General features: G+C 39.0%; 13 protein-coding genes and 5 tRNA genes. 16 read left to right on the top strand and 2 right to left on the bottom strand.

From position 1 onward, the window contains the following. Window positions 1-87: 87 nt before the first annotated feature. The 3 genes from QBE53_13265 to QBE53_13255 all read left to right on the top strand — a co-directional run bounded on the left by QBE53_13265 (window position 88) and on the right by QBE53_13255 (window position 5,031). The gene (locus QBE53_13265) at window positions 88-2,475 is read left to right on the top strand and encodes an ATP-dependent DNA helicase (protein ID WZL80760.1); all 2,388 of its coding nucleotides are present in this window, start codon (window positions 88-90) and stop codon (window positions 2,473-2,475) included. Between the two features lie 327 nt (window positions 2,476-2,802). Beyond that, a complete protein-coding gene (locus tag QBE53_13260) occupies window positions 2,803-4,935 on the top strand; it encodes a glycoside hydrolase family 13 protein (GenBank protein WZL80759.1) in 2,133 nt (710 codons plus the stop codon). A gap of 8 nt (window positions 4,936-4,943) precedes the next feature. Then, window positions 4,944-5,031: transfer RNA gene (locus QBE53_13255), tRNA-Ser, on the top strand. An 87-nt stretch (window positions 5,032-5,118) separates the two neighbouring features. Here QBE53_13255 and QBE53_13250 read toward each other — a convergent pair. Beyond that, entirely contained in the window at window positions 5,119-6,123 is a 1,005-nt protein-coding gene (locus QBE53_13250) for a LacI family DNA-binding transcriptional regulator (GenBank protein ID WZL80758.1), read from the bottom strand. A gap of 282 nt (window positions 6,124-6,405) precedes the next feature. Here QBE53_13250 and QBE53_13245 point away from each other — a divergent pair, with 282 nt between their 5' ends. From QBE53_13245 to QBE53_13185, 13 genes are all read left to right on the top strand, one after another. Further along, the gene (locus tag QBE53_13245; protein WZL80757.1) at window positions 6,406-7,458 is read left to right on the top strand and encodes an ABC transporter substrate-binding protein; all 1,053 of its coding nucleotides are present in this window, start codon (window positions 6,406-6,408) and stop codon (window positions 7,456-7,458) included. 72 nt (window positions 7,459-7,530) lie between these two features. After that, a complete protein-coding gene (locus tag QBE53_13240) occupies window positions 7,531-9,012 on the top strand; it encodes a sugar ABC transporter ATP-binding protein (GenBank protein WZL80756.1) in 1,482 nt (493 codons plus the stop codon). A 20-nt stretch (window positions 9,013-9,032) separates the two neighbouring features. After that, window positions 9,033-10,070 carry an ABC transporter permease gene (locus QBE53_13235; protein WZL80755.1) on the top strand — a complete coding sequence of 346 codons (1,038 nt, stop codon included), beginning with the start codon at window positions 9,033-9,035 and terminating at the stop codon, window positions 10,068-10,070. A 22-nt stretch (window positions 10,071-10,092) separates the two neighbouring features. After that, window positions 10,093-11,127, top strand: a complete 1,035-nt coding sequence (locus tag QBE53_13230; protein ID WZL80754.1) for a Gfo/Idh/MocA family oxidoreductase — start codon at window positions 10,093-10,095, stop codon at window positions 11,125-11,127. A gap of 23 nt (window positions 11,128-11,150) precedes the next feature. Beyond that, window positions 11,151-11,966 (top strand): sugar phosphate isomerase/epimerase, encoded by an 816-nt coding sequence (locus QBE53_13225; GenBank protein WZL80753.1) that lies wholly within the window; start codon window positions 11,151-11,153, stop codon window positions 11,964-11,966. Between the two features lie 34 nt (window positions 11,967-12,000). Continuing rightward, entirely contained in the window at window positions 12,001-12,975 is a 975-nt protein-coding gene (locus tag QBE53_13220; protein ID WZL80752.1) for a Gfo/Idh/MocA family oxidoreductase, read from the top strand. 75 nt (window positions 12,976-13,050) lie between these two features. Continuing rightward, window positions 13,051-14,004: an NAD(P)-dependent oxidoreductase gene (locus tag QBE53_13215; GenBank protein ID WZL80751.1), complete on the top strand. Its 954-nt coding sequence runs from the start codon at window positions 13,051-13,053 to the stop codon at window positions 14,002-14,004. A 72-nt stretch (window positions 14,005-14,076) separates the two neighbouring features. After that, on the top strand, window positions 14,077-14,940 hold the full coding sequence (locus QBE53_13210; protein WZL80750.1) for an AraC family transcriptional regulator: 864 nt from the start codon (window positions 14,077-14,079) through the stop codon (window positions 14,938-14,940). A gap of 89 nt (window positions 14,941-15,029) precedes the next feature. Further along, window positions 15,030-15,572, top strand: coding sequence for a GIY-YIG nuclease family protein (locus tag QBE53_13205; protein ID WZL80749.1), 543 nt, complete (start codon window positions 15,030-15,032; stop codon window positions 15,570-15,572). 60 nt (window positions 15,573-15,632) lie between these two features. Continuing rightward, a tRNA-Tyr gene (locus QBE53_13200) sits at window positions 15,633-15,714 on the top strand. Window positions 15,715-15,764: 50 nt separating this feature from the next. Then, window positions 15,765-15,848, top strand: a tRNA-Leu gene (locus tag QBE53_13195). 40 nt (window positions 15,849-15,888) lie between these two features. Beyond that, window positions 15,889-15,961 (top strand) — tRNA-Phe (locus tag QBE53_13190). Between the two features lie 174 nt (window positions 15,962-16,135). After that, window positions 16,136-16,207: transfer RNA gene (locus tag QBE53_13185), tRNA-Gly, on the top strand. Between the two features lie 94 nt (window positions 16,208-16,301). Here the strand turns inward: QBE53_13185 and QBE53_13180 are convergent. Further along, entirely contained in the window at window positions 16,302-17,543 is a 1,242-nt protein-coding gene (locus tag QBE53_13180) for a site-specific integrase (GenBank protein WZL80748.1), read from the bottom strand. Between the last annotated feature and the right edge of the window lie 448 nt (window positions 17,544-17,991).

Genomic DNA, 17,991 nt, shown 5'->3' with positions numbered 1-17,991 from the left:
GCAGTTTGTCTTTTATTTGCTTTATTTTCGTGAAGCTATCTTGTATAATAGGGGTAGAACATATGTACGCAAAAAAAAGGGGCAGTCATGAAAAAAGAGAATGAACGATATATACATAAAGTGTCCGTGCGTGAACTTGTTGAGATGGTGTTTCGCTCAGGTGATATTACCTCGGTAAGTTTAAGCCATCGCCGTATGGTTGATGGTACGAAGGCGCACCAACGATTTCAAAAGGCAGAAGCTGAAAAAGGACCTTACGAAAGTGAGGTATCTGTAAGTTATACTTTTGAAAAAGATGAAGTGATGTATCATCTAGGTGGTCGAATTGATGGGGTTATCCTCACCAAGGAAAATGAAGAGACACATATTCTTATTGATGAGATTAAATCGACGACACGGGCGCTTAGCGAGATTGAACAGGGACAACTCGTGCATTGGGCTCAGGCGAAGGTGTATGCCTATCTGTATGCATTGCAATATCCATGTGATCGCATAGCGTGTCGATTGACGTATATTGAGTTGGATAGTATGCAGCATAAGCAGTTTGAGCAAGAAATCCAGTTTGGTGAATTGGCAGATTTTTTTGCAGAAGTGTTAACGCATTACAGTGCGTATGCAAAAATGGTGGATACGTATGAACGCCGGATGCACCAAAGCATAAAGGCATTTGAGTTTCCATTTGATACAGTTCGTAGCGGTCAAGATAAGCTTATGAAAGGGGTTTATCGAACCATTATGGAGGCCAATATTTTATTTAGTCGAGCGCCTACAGGAACAGGAAAGACAATCGCAACTTTGTTTCCCGGTATCAAAGCCCTTGGGCAAGACTGCACGGATAAACTTTTTTACTTAACGGCAAAGACCATCGGAAAAAAGGTGGCCGTTGAAACGTTAGAAAAGATGAAAGAAAAGGGTCTTGTATTAAAGTATGTTGTGATTACTGCAAAAGAAAAAATTTGTATACATGAAGAAGTCAACTGTAACCCGGAACATTGTCCTTATGCCAAGGGCCACTATGACCGAGTGAACGAAGGTATTAAAGCCCTATATCATGATGCGGATGGATATAGCAAAGAGGTTATAGAAGCTTATGCCAAACAGTATCAATTGTGTCCCTATGAGCTATCCTTAGATTTGGCGACGTTATCACAAGTTATTATCTGTGACTATAATTATGCATTTGATCCCAGTGCTATGCTAAAGCGGTTTTTTGCGGAAGGAACCGGTCGATATAGTTTACTTATTGATGAAGCGCATAATTTAGTCGATCGTAGCCGAAGTATGTACTCAGCCGAAATCAAAAAAAGTCAGGTCATGGATATGAAGCGCAAAGTCAAAGAACTTGACCAACGTCTACATTTATACTTTACAAAAGTCAATCAGGTATTTATTGATATGCGCAAAGAGATGAAAGCTTTAGATCAAAAGCAGCGAGTTGAAGTGGAAGCTCCGCTATCTATAGAAACGCACTTACGCGGTATTATATATCGTATCGAAAAAATCTTTAAGCTTCATAAACAGTGGGAACATATGGATGAACTTTTGGAGTTTTATTTTTTGGCCTATGATTTTATCAAAAAATATGAAATGTATGGTCCTAACTATCGGACATACTACTTGAGAGAGGGCCAAGAATTAGTAATGAAGCTGTTTTGCGTCGATCCCCGGACAAATCTTCGCGAGATTCTTTTAACAATGAAAGGAGTCGTATATTTTAGTGCAACCTTATTGCCGATGCCTTATTATCGCTACCTGCTTGGAGGTGATGAACAAAGTTTTGGGCTTGACTTGCTCTCGCCATTTAAGCAAGAAAACCTTAAGCTTATGGTGGATGGGCGCCTGTCTACAAAATATGCTGATAGAGATCAATCGATGGGTTCTTTGATCCAAAAAATAGGTGCATTTGTTCAACAACGCCATGGCAATTACCTTGTGTATTTTCCATCGTATACATACATGAACAAGGCATATGAAGTGTTTGAGCATATCTATGGACATCAAGTGGAGTGCGCTATTCAGGAAAAAAATCTTCGGGAAGCGGATAAAGAAGCCTTTATTGATCGGTTTTCTACATCTAATGGAGAAAAGAGTTACGTGGCATTTGCAGTGCTTGGTGGCATGTTTGGGGAAGGGATTGATCTCATAGGAGAAAAACTTTTAGGCGCTGTCATTGTTGGAGTGGGTTTGCCGATGATCTGTTTTGAGCAAGATATTATCAAAGATTATTTTAATCAAACTATGGGATCAGGGTTTGATTATGCTTATACGTATCCGGGAATGAACAAAGTCTTGCAAGCGGCAGGGCGAGTCATACGAACGGAAAATGATCAAGGAAGTGTCTTGTTAATTGACAAGCGATTTAGGACAAAGCGTTACCAAGAACTATATCCCGTGGAATGGTCTCATATGGAGACGGTTTTTGATGAAAATGAGCTCAAATCAAAACTTCAGGAATTTTGGACAAGAACTTGTTGATTATTCTATAATTATTAAAAACTCTTAAATAGGCCTTCGTCATAATGGCTAAGAAAAATGACAAAAAAAAAACATGTTTATGCACACTTATTTTTCAAATCTTGCTATAATTATTATTGTAAAACCCCCCCAATACAATATATATATTAAGTTTTTGCTACACCCCATAAGAACAAATACCTTCTCCTTAAAAGGACAGCGATCGGATAGCTGTCCTTTTTTCATTTGCAATATAAGAAGCGCAACTATAGCTTTTGGCTTGCATTCTTAAGGGCAGTAGTTTAAAATTAAGTATAGCTTTACAATGATGACAAAGGAGGTAAAATCATGAGTATTCAAATACCATTTGAACAAATGAATCGTACTCAAAAAATGTTTACCTATTTTTCAACACGACAACAGATTCTTGATGAAAAAGCCATCTTTTCTGATGAAACGGAAAATTATCGCATACCGGCAGAACCATCGATGAATTCTCCGGTAGTGATACGCCTTCGTGCAGCAAAGAATAATCTTGATCATGCATATGTGTGCTATCAGGGCGAATGTTATGCAATGGACGTTATCTCATCAGATGAGTATTTTGACTATTATGAATATACACTTAAAGTGGGAGAAAAGCTCTTTACTTATTTTTTCAAGTTGACGACAGGTCGATTGACAATATATTACAATAAAAAAGGAATCATGCGTGAACCGGATCATTATTTTGATTTTAAAATCATGCCCGGATTTCGGACGCCTAATTGGGCAAAAAATGCAGTCATGTATCAAATCTTTGTGGATCGATTCAACAATTCAGATCCGTCTAATGATGTAGTAGATAATGAATATATGTATATCAATAAACCGGCCAGACGAGTAACCGATTGGAATAAACTACCCGATCAAGACGGAGTGGGTGAGTTCTATGGTGGAGACTTAAAGGGTGTCTTGGAAAAGTTGGATTATCTCAAAGAGCTTGGAGTGGATGTGATTTATTTTAACCCGATTTTTGTATCTCCATCTAACCATAAGTATGATACTCAAGATTATGACTATGTCGACCCGCACTATGGTGTGGTTATTAAGGATGCACAAGAAGTTCTTGATCAAGCTGATAAAGACAACAATGATGCAAAAAAATACATTACGCGTACAACGGAAACCGTGAATCTGGAGGCAAGTAATAACCTTTTTGCCAATCTGGTCCATGAGGCACATCAGCGTAATATGAAAGTTATCTTAGATGGTGTGTTCAATCATTGTGGCTCTTTTAATAAATGGATGGATCGTGAAAAATTCTATGCAAATTCTCACAACTATCCTGTTGGGGCATATGGTGCAAAAAGCAGTCCGTATTATTCTTTTTTTCACTTTCACAACAAACAAGCATGGCCGGATAATCCCTATTACGATGGATGGTGGGGACATGATACACTTCCTAAGCTTAACTATGAAGGATCGCCAAAACTCTATAAATATGTAATGGATATTGCTAAAAAATGGATGTCACCGCCATATGATGCAGATGGATGGCGTCTGGATGTTGCAGCTGATTTAGGATATAGTAAAGAGTTTAACCACCAGTTTTGGAAGGACTTTAGGCGAGAAGTTAAAAGTGTCAAACCGGATGCGATTATTATTGCTGAGCATTATGGAGATCCGTCGGATTGGTTGATTCATGGAGATCAGTGGGATACGGTGATGAATTATGATGCTTTTATGGAGCCGGTAAGCTGGTTCCTTACAGGAATGCAAAAACATAGTGATGAATTTAGAGAAGACCTTTTGGGTAATCATCATTCGTTTTTTGATGCGATGAAGTATAATATGGCAAGGTTTCACACTCAATCGTTGCAAGTGGCGATGAACCAGTTGTCAAACCACGATCATAGTCGGTTCTTGACTCGAACCAATCGTACTGTTGGGCGAACACACACCGTGGGTGCTGAGGCAGCCAATGCAAATGTGGATTTTGCAGTGATGAAAGAAGCGGTTGTAATTCAGATGACATGGGTTGGAGCGCCGACGATTTATTATGGAGATGAAGCTGGGGTTGCCGGATGGACAGATCCGGATAATCGCAGAACCTATCCGTGGGGCAATGAAAACACGGAGCTTATTGCACTACACCGTTCATTGATTAGTCTACGAAAAGCGATTCCGGCGCTACGAACCGGATCATTAAAATTCTTATATGGAGAATATAATGTAATCGCTTATGGACGGTTTGACGATCATGACCAGGTCGTTGTCGTTATTAATAACAACAATCATGATAAGACGGTGGAGATTCCGGTCTGGGAGATTGGAGTGAGTAATTCATCGGTTTGTCAGCAAGTGATTGAAACGACGCGAGAGGGACATTCAACGGCGGCGCAAAAATATAATGTAAAAAAAGGGAAAATAAAGGTTGACTTAACGCAAAATAGTGCTAAAATATTTAAATGTAAGCATTTTTCACATGATTATGAATAATGCTTCATGGAGAAGTACCCAAGTGGCTGAAGGGTCCGCACTCGAAATGCGGTAGGCGGCTTGCGCCGTGCGGGGGTTCAAATCCCTCCTTCTCCGTTTGATTATAATGAGAACAATAAGAAAACCTCGCTTGATTGCAAGCGAGGTTTTTTGCGTTCAACAAACAATTGTTCAACCTATAATTTATAGTTTGGTTGATCCACGTACGATGAGTTCTGTCTCCAAAATGATGTGTTTGTTGGGCACCTGTGGAAACTTGATTTTTTCTAATAACAATTCACACGCTTGGAGACCGAGCTGGTAGCTTGGCTGTTCGATTGTTGTAATGGGCGGATCGGACATGGTTGATAGATATACATTGTCAAATCCGACAACGGAGATATCTTCTGGAACCCTAAAGCCCAATTTTTTCGCAGCATTGATTGCAGCAAAAGCATAGACGTCAGAACAAGCGAAAAAAGCATCCGGGTGATCAGGTTGACTTAAAAGGTGAAGAATGTTTGAATAAGCCACACTGTAAGTAACAGAAGACAGGTGGAGAATCCAAGAAGGGTTAATCGGAAGTCCGGCAGCTGTCAAAGCTTGGCGATATCCTTTTTCTCGGTGTCTTGCGTACTTAAAATTCATATTACAATTAATCAATCCGATTTTTTTGCAACCAGTTGAAATTAGATAATTGACGGCTTGAGTTGAAGCCTTGACATCATCGATGTTCACATAAGACACGTTATAATTTTCGGCATGCTCAGAGCACATGACCACAGGACAACGGAAGGTCAAGTCCTCTAAAAACTTTGAATTTGGAACAGAGCAGAAAATAATAATTCCAGCAATGGAATTATTTTTTAATATCTCCTCATAATTTATTCTGCCTGCATAGTGGCTCAAATCTTGCATGAGGAGTACATGATAGCCTTCAGAACGTGCGGATTTTTGAATCCCCTCAATGACAGGACCATTAAAAGGATTATCAAAGTCCGGAACGCACATTAATATAATGTTGCTGTTGACATCAGAAAGCGTAGCCGGTGTTTTTGGAGAAAAATTCAACTCTTCCATGACGGCTACAACACGTTGCTTGGTCTCTGCTTTGACATTATTTTTATTATTGATAACTCTAGATACTGTAGCTATAGATACATTTGCCTTTTTGGCAACGTCTTCAATAGTGATTTTATTTTCAACCATTTCATATTCTCCTATACGCATTGTAGATATTCCCATTATAACGAATAAAACCTTTAATTGTAAAGCAAAATGTAAAAAGAATGAAAAAAACATGTAAATTTACAAAAAAAGAAAGAAATGACAAATCCACAACACACAACAATATACATTATGCACAAAAATAAATAATATAAATTATTTTAATTGACACAACCTAATAAAAATAGTAAGATGTGATTGTAAAGTTTCAGAAAAAAAGAAAATTTACAGTAAAGATTAAGTGGAAGATAGGAGGAAGGCAGGATGAAAATGAAAGTATTAGCGTATATCCTTGTATTGGCAATGGCAGTAGCGATGCTGGCAGGATGTGGATCAAAGGAAGTAGAAGAAACAGGGGGAACAGGGGACACAGGTGAAGCCGTTACAGAGACAACAACAGAACCAGAAGGGGAAACTGAAACTGAGACGGAGACAGAACCAGAAGCACCTGCAAAAGAAAAGATGAAAATTGGTATCTTAGCACCTGCAGTAACACATGGTTGGGTTGCAGCTGTAGCATACAATGCAGAAGCACGTTGTAAAGAGCTATCCGATGAAGTTGATTATAAGCTTTATACATCGGTCAATGCAGAAGAGATGACAACACAACTTGATGACTTAAGAACATGGGGAGCTGAGGCTATTGTCGCGTTTCCACAATGGCAGGGTATGGAAGTACCGATTCAGTCAGTTATTGATAGCGGGATTGAAGTCGTAAACTTTGACATCGCAATTGATACAGAAGGTGTATACCGTGTATCAGGAGATAATGAAGACATGGGTGTTCAAGGAGCAAAATACATCGTTGATAAAATCGGAACAGAAGGAACGGTTGTTGTACTTAACGTTCCATCCGCTGGATCAGTATCTGAGTTACGTGAAAAAGGATTCGTAGAAACAATGGCAGAGATTGCACCGGATATGGAGCTAATTACTTATGCGACAGCTTTTACTAGAGAAGATGGATTAAAAGATATGTCGGATATTTTAACAGCAAATACTAAAATTGATGCAGTATATTCCATGGATGATGAGACATCTATCGGTGTTCTTCAAGCGATTACTGAATCAGGACGCACAGATATTAAAGTTGTTACAGGTGGTGGTGGAGCGCAAGAGTACTTTAACATGATGCCTGAAAATGACGACATCTGGATTGAATCTGCACTTTATAGCCCGGCAATGGTTAAAGATGCGGTAGATATGGCAGTATCTCTATTAAAAGGGGAAACCGTTGAGCCAGTAAAAATTATTCCTACAACCATCGTTGATAAAGATAACTATCAAGAGTATTTGGACGAAAATTCTCCATACTAAGAGTAGAAGGCGAAACAATAAGAGGGCTATGGCGATGTCATAGCCTTTTTTAGAAGAAAGGTATTAAGGAATATGAAATTAGAAATGCAAAATATATACAAATCATTTGGAGCAAACAATGTGTTAAAAGGTGTGGATATCTCTCTAAGTGGTGGTGAAATATGTGCATTGCTTGGAGAAAATGGTGCCGGAAAATCAACGCTCATGAATATTTTAGGCGGAGTCATTAACAGTGATTCAGGTACGATTCTCATCGACGGGAAGCCGATAGAATTTAAAAATCCTGTGGATTCTCTTGAAGCGGGAATTGCATTTATTCATCAGGAATTAAATCTTGTCAATGACCTAGCTATTTTTGAGAATATGTTTATCGGTCGAGAATTGAAAAACAAATATGGTTTTTTAGATGCAAAAACAATGATAAAAAAAACAAAGGAAATATTTGAAAAAATAGGACTGGAACTGAACCCTGAACAGATGGTTCGAGACTTAGATACCTCCTATAAACAATTCATAGAGATTGCAAGAGCACTAATGATGAATGCGTCGATTATCATCATGGATGAACCGACAACATCCTTAACGGAGCATGAAATCAAAAGGGTCTTTGCAATGATGAATGTATTAAAAAGTCATGGTGTTGGCATGGTTTTTATCTCACACAAATTAAAAGAAGTCGTTGAAATATGTAATAAGTATACTGTACTTAGAGATGGAAACATGGTTGCCACAGGAGAGATAAAAGATGTCACAACCGATGACTTGGCAAAGCATATGGTAGGGCATGATGTGCGAACGGAAAGCCTGCAGCGAGACAAGGAAATAGGTAATGAGGTTCTTAGGCTTGAGAGGCTTACTGATGCCACACATTTTCGGGATATATCCTTAAACTTAAGGCAAGGTGAGATACTAGGTGTAACCGGACTGCTGGGAGATGGACGAAGTGAGTTGTTTCAAGCTGTTTTTGGGGATCGACCTAAGTATACAGGAGACATCTATATCGATAATCAACAGGTGAAGATTGATTCAACAACAAAAGGTCTAGATCTTGGTATTGCATATGTGCCAAGAAACAGAAAAGAAAATGGCATCATAAAAGATATGAACATTTTGGAAAATGGTTCACTTGTTACATTAAAACGCTTGCAAAAACGCTTTTTTATTGATCGAAAAAAGCAAAATACTGAATTTGACGTACAAAAAGACAGTCTAAAAATCAAGATGGAGAAAAAATTGGATTTGATTACGAGTCTATCTGGAGGAAATCAGCAAAAGATTGTATTAGCAAAATGGTTATCGTCCAATCCTAAAATTTTGATTATGGACAATCCGACACAAGGCGTTGATGTAGGTGCTAAGGAAGAAATCTATGATATTATCTTAAAACTTGCAGGACAAGGTGTTGGGATTATTGTGCTTTCAAGTGAAGCGCAGGAGATTATCAGGGTTTGTGATCGAAGTCTTGTGATGTATCACGGTGCGATTGTAGGGGAAGTCTCTGGAGAAGATATGAATGAACAAAAGATTATGCGTCTAGCAACAGGTGGCAAATAGGAGAATAGGAAGGTATACAGATGGAAAAGACAAAAGTAAAGTTCAACTTTATAACATGGTTTAAGAAAAACTGGACGGAAAGCGCGCTGTTTAGCACAGGTGTTGCGTTGTTTGTCATGGTCATCTTGCAAACAGTCGCGCTGGGATTTGAATTTGATTCTTTTGGAGAATGGTTTGCGACCTGGGCTAATAACTGGATCAACATTTTGAGAAACAATGCAGGGGTTGGTATTGTAGCCCTTGGAATGGCATTTGTCATTATATCTGGTGGAATCGACTTGGCAGTTGGCTCGACGATGGTAGCTGTCGGTGCAGTTCTTATGATGATTATTGATAATGGACCGAATGCGCTTTTGGCATCAACGGGAATCACAGGTGTACCTTTATACATTATAGGTATCGTTGTAGCTATTGCTATGGGGTGTGGATTAGGCCAGTTGACAGGTGTTTTGGTAACCAAAGGAAAGTTGCCACCATTTATAGCAACGCTTGGGATGATGAAAATTTTACGAAGTGTTACTCAGCATTTTATGCAAACGAACTCACCAAAAGTACCCACCGGATTTTTGCAAATTGCAAGTTTAAAAATGGGAAATCTATTGATTATGCCCATCATATATTGGCTGGTTATCGCGATTATATTATATATTGTATCGAAGAAAACTGCTTTTGGTCGATATGTCTATGCGGTTGGTTCCAATGAGAGAACAGCAAAACTGTCAGGGATTAATGTAGGCAAAGTTAAGCGAAAAGTGTATGCCTTGATTGGTATGCTCGTAGGTGTAACAGCTATTTTGCAGGTGTCTAGAATCGGGTCTATGGACTATGCCAATGCTGGTAGTGGCTATGAGATGGATGCCATCGCGGCAGTTATTGTCGGTGGTGTATCTATGTCGGGTGGTAAAGGCTCAGTTATGGGCGCAGTCCTTGGTATGCTAATAATTGCAGTAATGAATAATTTATTGAACTTACTGGGTGTGCCTCCGTTTTTAAGAGAAGCATTCAAAGGTATGATTGTAATTGGAGCTGTATTGTTGCAGAAAAAAGAAGAGAATTAAGAGGAGAATTAAGAGGAGCTATATGTATAAAATAGGAATAATCGGTTGTGGAAAAATTGCGCAAGTAAGACATATACCAGAATACATGGCAAATTCAAATACAGAATTAGCAGGCTTTTATGATTTGAGACAAGATAGAGCACAAGAACTTGCAACAAAGTTTGGGGTAAAGGCATATGACAGTTATGAAGCTATGCTAAAAGACCCATCGATTGATGCTGTCAGTGTGTGTTCAGCTAACCACACTCATGCCAGTATAACGATCGAAGCGCTACGGGCAGGTAAACATGTGCTTTGTGAAAAACCGATGGCCATCACGTTGGAAGAATGTGAAGAAATGGTTCGCGTAGCCAAAGAAGAAGAGCGGTTTTTAATGATTGGACACAATCAACGCTTGACCAAGGCGCATCGAAGAGCAAGACAACTTATTGAGGAAGGTAGTATCGGCGATATTATCTCGTTTAGAACCACTTTTGGGCATAAAGGACCGGAGACTTGGAGTATCGATCCGGGTAAAAATATATGGTTTTTTGACAAAGACCTGGCACGTCTTGGAGCCGTAGGAGATCTAGGGATACATAAAACGGATGTTATTCAGTTTTTAACAGGGCAAAAAATTACAGAAGTGATGGCAAAGATTGTGACTCTAGATAAAAAAGATGCCACGGGAAATCTTATAGGTGTTGATGATAATGCCATCAGTATCTACACAATGGAAAACGGGATTGTAGGTACGATGACCGCCAGTTGGACATATTATGGCAAGGAAGATAATGCAACGGTCTTATATGGAACTAAAGGCATTATGCATATATATGATGACCCCACATATTCCATTACGATTACGACCAAAGAAGGTGAAAATATCTACTATGAGATTGATAAGATTCAGACCAATGACCACCAAACGGCATCCGGCGTCATTGATCTTTTTGCCCAATGTCTGGTGACACAAGAATCACAGGAAAATTCTGGAGAACAAGCGCTTGCAGCCATGAAAGCTGTTTTTGCAAGTGTGGAATCTTCTAGGACGGGAAAAGCGGTAAAGATAAAATAGAACATAAGGGAAGAAGGTTTAATATGAAAAGAATTGTTGCAGTAAATTCAAATTGTTATCATGGATATTCTATAGAAGAAGCGATTGACGGTATAAGCCAAGCGGGGTTTGGTTATATTGAACTGACAGCTACAAAGGGCTGGACTGAACATGTTTTTCCGTCGATGAGCTTGTCCTACCTTGCAAAGGTAAAGCAAAGATGTCAAGAGAAAGGCGTGACGCCTATTGCTCTTAGTGGACATTGTAATTTGATGGATGAAAGTCGTATACCGGACTTTGTTGATAATATGCGATTGGCGAATTATTTTGGATGCCAATATATAGTGTCTTCAATCGGCGAGGCGCATTTAGATAATGATGTGGTGGCAACTGATGAGGAGACGGCTAAGCGGCTTAAGGAATTGATACCACACTTAGAGACTTATGATTTAACATTGGTTTTAGAAGTTCATGGACAAGAACATGGCAGTGGACAAAAGATAAAAGCGATTGTAGATCAAATACAATCTGAACGCATCGGTATTAACTATGATACGGCCAATGCCATCTTTTTTGGTAATGTCAACTTAATGGACGACCTGGATGGATGTATTGATCAGATTCAGTATATGCACATCAAGGACAAGGCAGGAGAAGTGACTGAGTGGAACTTTCCGGCACTTGGGCAAGGAGAGATTGATTTTTTAACCATTAAGCAAAAATTAGAACAAGCACAAAACGCATGTCCTTTTAGTGTAGAGATTGAATTTACAAAGGCAGGTCCAAAAGATTTGCAAGAGATTAATGAAGCAGTGGCAACTTCGTACGCGTATTTAAAATCTATTGGGTTGCAGATATAGCTCAACGCTTAGATATAGAAAGGAAAGGCAAGCGATGTTAAAGATAGGTATTGTAGGGGCAGGAGGCATGGGGACAGTGCATTATAGTAATTATAAGCATATTGACCATTGTGAAGTTGTTGCCCTTGTAGGATTTAGCGAACAAGATCAGATTCGGTCACAAGAATGGAACCTTCCATTATATAGTTCTATAACAGAGATGATTACAAACCAAGACATAGATGTGGTCGATGTATGTACTCCCACTTTTTTACATAAGGACAATGTCTTAGAAAGTATAGGACATAAAAAGCATACGATTGTTGAAAAACCGATGACACTATCAAAGGCTGATGCTCAAGAAATGATGGAAATGGCAAAGAAAAACAACTGTCTGCTCTTTGTCGCTCAGGTGCTTCAATTTACCAAAGAAGTGGGTATCTTGCGAGAACTTGTTGCAAAAGAAACCTTTGGAAAGCCACTAGACGCATACTTTGAACGGCTGTCAGCAAGTCCTCAATGGGCGCAAGGAGGATGGCTCTTTGACAAGAGTAAAAGTGGATTGCTGCCTTTTGATTTGCATATACATGACCTGGATTTGATTGTCAGTCTTTTTGGAAAACCAGAACAGGTTCAAGTCTTTGGCAATAAACGTGAAGAATCTAGTTATGTAGAACATTATCGCATGATCTATACCTATCCAAAGGTTAATGTAGTAGCCGAAGCGGCATGGTTTCATGCAAGTATTCCATTTCGAGCACAGTGGAGGATTGTTTTTGAAAATGCAGTGGTTATTTATGATGGTTCATCGTTGATAGCATACCCCTATCAAGAAGATCCTATTCACTATAATATAGAAGATGAAAATCTGATTGCCACAGGGATTAATGTACCGCCAACAGGTTGGTATTATAATGAATTAACGCATTTTTTAACATGTATAGAAGAAAATAAAAAGACTCCTTATGTAAGTGATGAACAACTCCTGAGCGTACTTGAAGTACTCGAAGAGATTAATAAAAACACATAGAAAAGGTTCTTGCTTTGCTCTTTTCATAGATATGCTATAATAAATACAAAGTTAAATGGGCAAGGAGGAGCAACAATGAAGGATAAAACCGTCGTATTAAATGGAGGTCTGGTAAACTATGATGGGAAAGTTGACTACGGACAGATTGCATCCCAAGTCATCATCCATGATACGACACCAGAAGATAAAATTATAGAGCGTGTACAGGGATTTACAGTGGTTGTCACAAAAGAAATGCCGTTACGAGGTGAAGTGATTCGACAGTTCCCGGAGAGTGTTAAGATGATCTGTGAAGCGGGAACCGGATATAACAATATTGATCTAGAAGCGGCTAGGGAAAAAGAGATTATCGTATGTAATATTCCGGCATATAGCACAGAACGTGTTGCCCATACAGCGGTTTTATTGATGTTGAGTTTGGCTAGTTCCATGCAAAAACAGATGCAGATGCTGGCACAAGGCAATCATGACAACTTTCATGAACATCTGATGGTCGATCATGTTGAACTTAATGGCAAGACGCTAGGGGTTATCGGATATGGTCATATAGCAAAAAGCCTCATCAAGGTAGCTGTTGCATTAGGCATGGATGTCATCGTATCAACGCGTACGCCAAGAAACGATACTGCAGAGGTAAGTTTTAAGTCTTTGGAAGAGGTGCTTAAGCAGAGTGATTTTCTCTCGTTGAACTGCCCTCTTAATGATGGGACCCGACATATGATTAATGCCAAAACACTAGCTATGATGAAGCCTTCAAGCTACCTCATTAATACGGCTAGAGGAGGGCTTGTTGATGAAAAGGCATTGATAGAAGCGCTAAATCAAGGAACAATTGCCGGAGCAGGGCTAGATGTCCAAGAAGTAGAGCCACTAGATGATGCCAGTGCACTGTATAGGATGGATAATGTTATTCTTACACCACATATGGGGTGGCGAGGTTTAGAGACGCGTAGGCGTCTTGTAAAGCTGATTGGAGACAATATCAAGGCATTCGCTAATGGACAGCCGATTAATCGTGTAGATAGCTAAGACAAAAATGAACAAGGACAGACAGGACAAAGAGGGTGTATCGTCATATACTAGAAGCATGAGGTGATGAACATGGATTGTATTTGCAGTATTCAACAGGCCATTGAGTATATGGAAACCCATATGATGGAGAAGATAACTTATGAAGATGTTGCGCAGCATCTATATATGTCAAATTATCATTTTCATCGATTGTTTAGCATGATAACCGGAATGACTGCCAATGAATATATTCGAAATCGGAAGCTGTCGATGGCTGGACAAGAACTTGTATTATCGGAGAACAAAGTTATTGACATTGCATTTAAGTATGGTTATGAGACGCCAGAGAGCTTCACAAAAGCTTTTTCAAGGTTTCATGGAGTAACGCCGAGTGTAGCTAAACGTTCAGGGACACATTTACAAATTTTTAATCGCCTTATCATAAAAATTCAAACGGAAGGCGGTACAATTATGGAGTACAAGATTGTAGAAAAAGAAAAGTTTAATTTATTGGTTAAAGTGGAAAAATTTGACAATGAAATTGTCGGCGAAGAAGAGAACACGCTGATTCCTGATTTTTGGAAACGATGTAATGCTGATGATACTTTTGACGTATTAAAAGCACACCGTGTTAATGGAGATGTGTATGGAGCTTGTGCACCCTTATCCAAGGAAGAGACACACTTTGAGTATGGGATTGGTAGCCTGTATGCAGGTGGAGAGGTGCCAAGTGGGTTTGACGTATGGGAAGTCAAGGCAAATCAATGGGCAGTATTCCAGTGTATTGGTACTGATGGACAGTGTATAGGTGAGACATGGGATCGTATATACAAAGAGTTTTTGCCTGGATCAGGATATAATATGCTTGATGATATTGACTTTGAACTCTATCCGACAGAGAATGCAGCCGAGTGTTTTTGTGAGATTTGGATTCCGGTGCAGAAGAAAGACTAATGGCGTCTAAACCTTTATTTTATTGCATTCCAAGAGGATATTAGGTATAATATTATTAATGGAAAATGCCAATAAAGAGAGGTAATTACATGCGAGGGATTCAAGGAGTTTATGTTATAACAAACACAGCGAATAAAAAGAAATACGTTGGAATAAGCCGAGACTTAGAACATGAATGGGACACGATAAGAACGGACTTAGAACAAAGACGAGGTAACCGACAGATGGTTGATGATTATCATCAGTTTGGCGGGATGAACTTTCGCTTTGACATTGTTCTAGTCTCGGATGATGAAAAAGAGCTGCGGCGACGAGAGAGTCAAGAAGCATATAAACATGATGTATGGCTTAATGGCTACAATACAACGGCGACACTTAACTATCACAATATCTCAGAAGAGGATCTGCTGGTCTATAAGACAGCTTTCTTAGGGTTTATACAACAGATTAATGATGGAAAATACTTTTATAAAGACATGGTCGAGGCCCTAGGTCTAGGAACGAGTGATTTGGAAGTTATTCTTGATCATATCACAGAAGAAGAGATGCTTGAGCACCAAAAAAAGATACGTTTAGTCAAGTTGGCATCCAGTACACGTGAGTACTATGTAGAAATTAAAAGTATTTCATAAATTATGCAAAAAAGCTGTTGACAAATTCTGTAGATGTGATATTATATATCTTGTCGCTACGGAGGGGTTCCCGAGTGGCCAAAGGGGGCAGACTGTAAATCTGTTGTCTACGACTTCGAAGGTTCGAATCCTTCTCCCTCCATTAAGTTAGGATAAATCTTAACTGATCATGAAGTTATTAAGATACTTCATGCCCGAGTGGCGGAATTGGCAGACGCACAGGACTTAAAATCCTGCGATGTAAAAATCGTACCGGTTCGATTCCGGTCTCGGGCAGTTAGCAACAAAGCATATCATAGATACAACATCTAGATATGCCCAGATAGCTCAGTCGGTAGAGCAGAGGACTGAAAATCCTCGTGTCGGTGGTTCGATTCCGCCTCTGGGCATTTGTAAATCAGAGGTGGCTTGAATTCGAACCTAATAGTTCGATTTGTCTCCGAAGTCATTGTAAGAATGATTTACTATAAGACGTAAATACCGTTAATTGCGACTAAGATTTCTAATTCAAGCCCAGTAGCTTGAATTATCTATCAAGTCTCCATAAACATGATTTACTATATGCGTGAGTGGCTCAGTGGTAGAGCATCGCCTTGCCAAGGCGAGGGTCGCGGGTTCGAATCCCGTCTCGCGCTCTAATTAAAGGCTTCAAGATTCTTGATAAATCAAGGGTTTTGGGGTTTTTTTATTATTATGAGATTTGAGTCCCCTTGAGTCCGTTCATTGAGCTTAAGGCTTCATGAATAATTCTCTTCCGTTCAGACTTTTGTTGTTGTCATAGATATAGCCGTAGGTCGTGCTGATTTCAGAATGTCCCATTAAATCTCTAATTATTTCAATAGGAACATGATTGGCATGCAATTCTGAAGCTACTGTACGTCTTATATCATGGGCGGATTTAACCTCAATGCCGGCTGACTTACAACACTTTCTGATTCGATTATCAATTTCTCTGATCTTTGTTCTACCATTAGCATCTACAAAAATGAAATCATCGTCATCGTAACCTAGTTCTTTGTTAATAGCCATCACTGTTGTTAACAAATCCATAGCATATTTATCAAGATCTAAGAAACGGTTACTACTTTCAGTTTTCGTATATTCAACGACAACAGGTACAAGCTTACCATTTTCGTCTTCTTTCTTACTTTCCATCCGCTGGATATGAATTTCTTTGTTTTTGAAATCGATATCCTGTCCTTTGAGTGCAGCAACTTCTCCGATTCTGGGTTCCAACTTAAATAACAGAAAAACTGCATAAGCATCGGTAACATCTGGATGTTCCAATAAGTCCATATTAAGAGCCATGAACATCTTTTCTTTTTCACTGGGTAGATATACACGACTTCGGTCATTTTTCTTTGTCGGTTTCTTACAGCCGTAAGTCGTAATATCAGCCAGATCAAAAGGATTCTTGCTGATAATTTCCTTTTTCAGAGCCATTCCAATTAATTCCTTCATGATGAACTTCATGCTATCTAACTCTTTCTTGGTTAAACTGAAGTCCTTAATACATTGGTGAAAGAACTTTTCCAAATGCTCTGGCTTAATTTTGGCAACAGGACGTTTGATAATTGGATGTTCCTTATAATACTTATCCCATCGGTTTGTATCACGGTGTATTGTACGGTCGCTAAGATTCATTTCGTTACGTTTATTCAGCCATTCAGGATAAAGTGTCTCTAAAGTCACTTTGGAGCGGTTATTAACGAAATAATAATCATATAGCTTCTGGTAAAGACGTTCTTCGGTAGTAGCAGAAACTTTTTTACCTCTTGTACCAGTATCACTTGGAAGATAGGTTTGCCAACGTGCTTTCTCAGTTTTTGGTTCAGTGATGTCATATGGATGTACTGCATCAATTTTTATCTTTTTCATTTCATATAATTGTTTCGGTACGTTGTCTGATACCAGTGTACCATCATTAATCAATTCCATCAAAAGTAATTTATCTGTTTCATTTATATTCATAAAAATCGCCTTCTTTCGTTTAAGTTAGAGGGCATTTTACGAATGTAAAAAGAAAAATCAAAAAATCAGGTGATATTTTTCTTGACTTTGATTTGAATGATTGTTTATAAGGTATGGGCAACATGGATTTAATTGATTTTCCGACTAATTTGGAATACTAAGAAGATTTAATGTAGCTTGTGCAGTTTCATATATAGAGATGTAGCTGGTGCAGTTTAATTGATTGATAGGAAGGGATGGAGTGAATTGATATGGGATGCATGAGATGCGGACGCTGGGGGTTATATTACTCGGAAGGGGAATATAAACCCCAGCGGACTGACCCGAGCAAAAAATAGGAAGGAATGGAGTGGAAATAGCAGGTTTTAAGGGCGTTACAGACTTTAAGCTTAGTCATGAAAGAAAGCAAATTTACTTAACTAGAGGTGTATTTGTTATGCACAGATTT

This window comes from Vallitaleaceae bacterium 9-2 (assembly GCA_038396585.1).
In the GTDB taxonomy this organism is placed as follows: domain Bacteria; phylum Bacillota; class Clostridia; order Lachnospirales; family Vallitaleaceae; genus UBA1351.
Note: the sequence above shows the minus strand (reverse complement) of the source record. Positions and strands in the feature narration are given on the sequence as shown.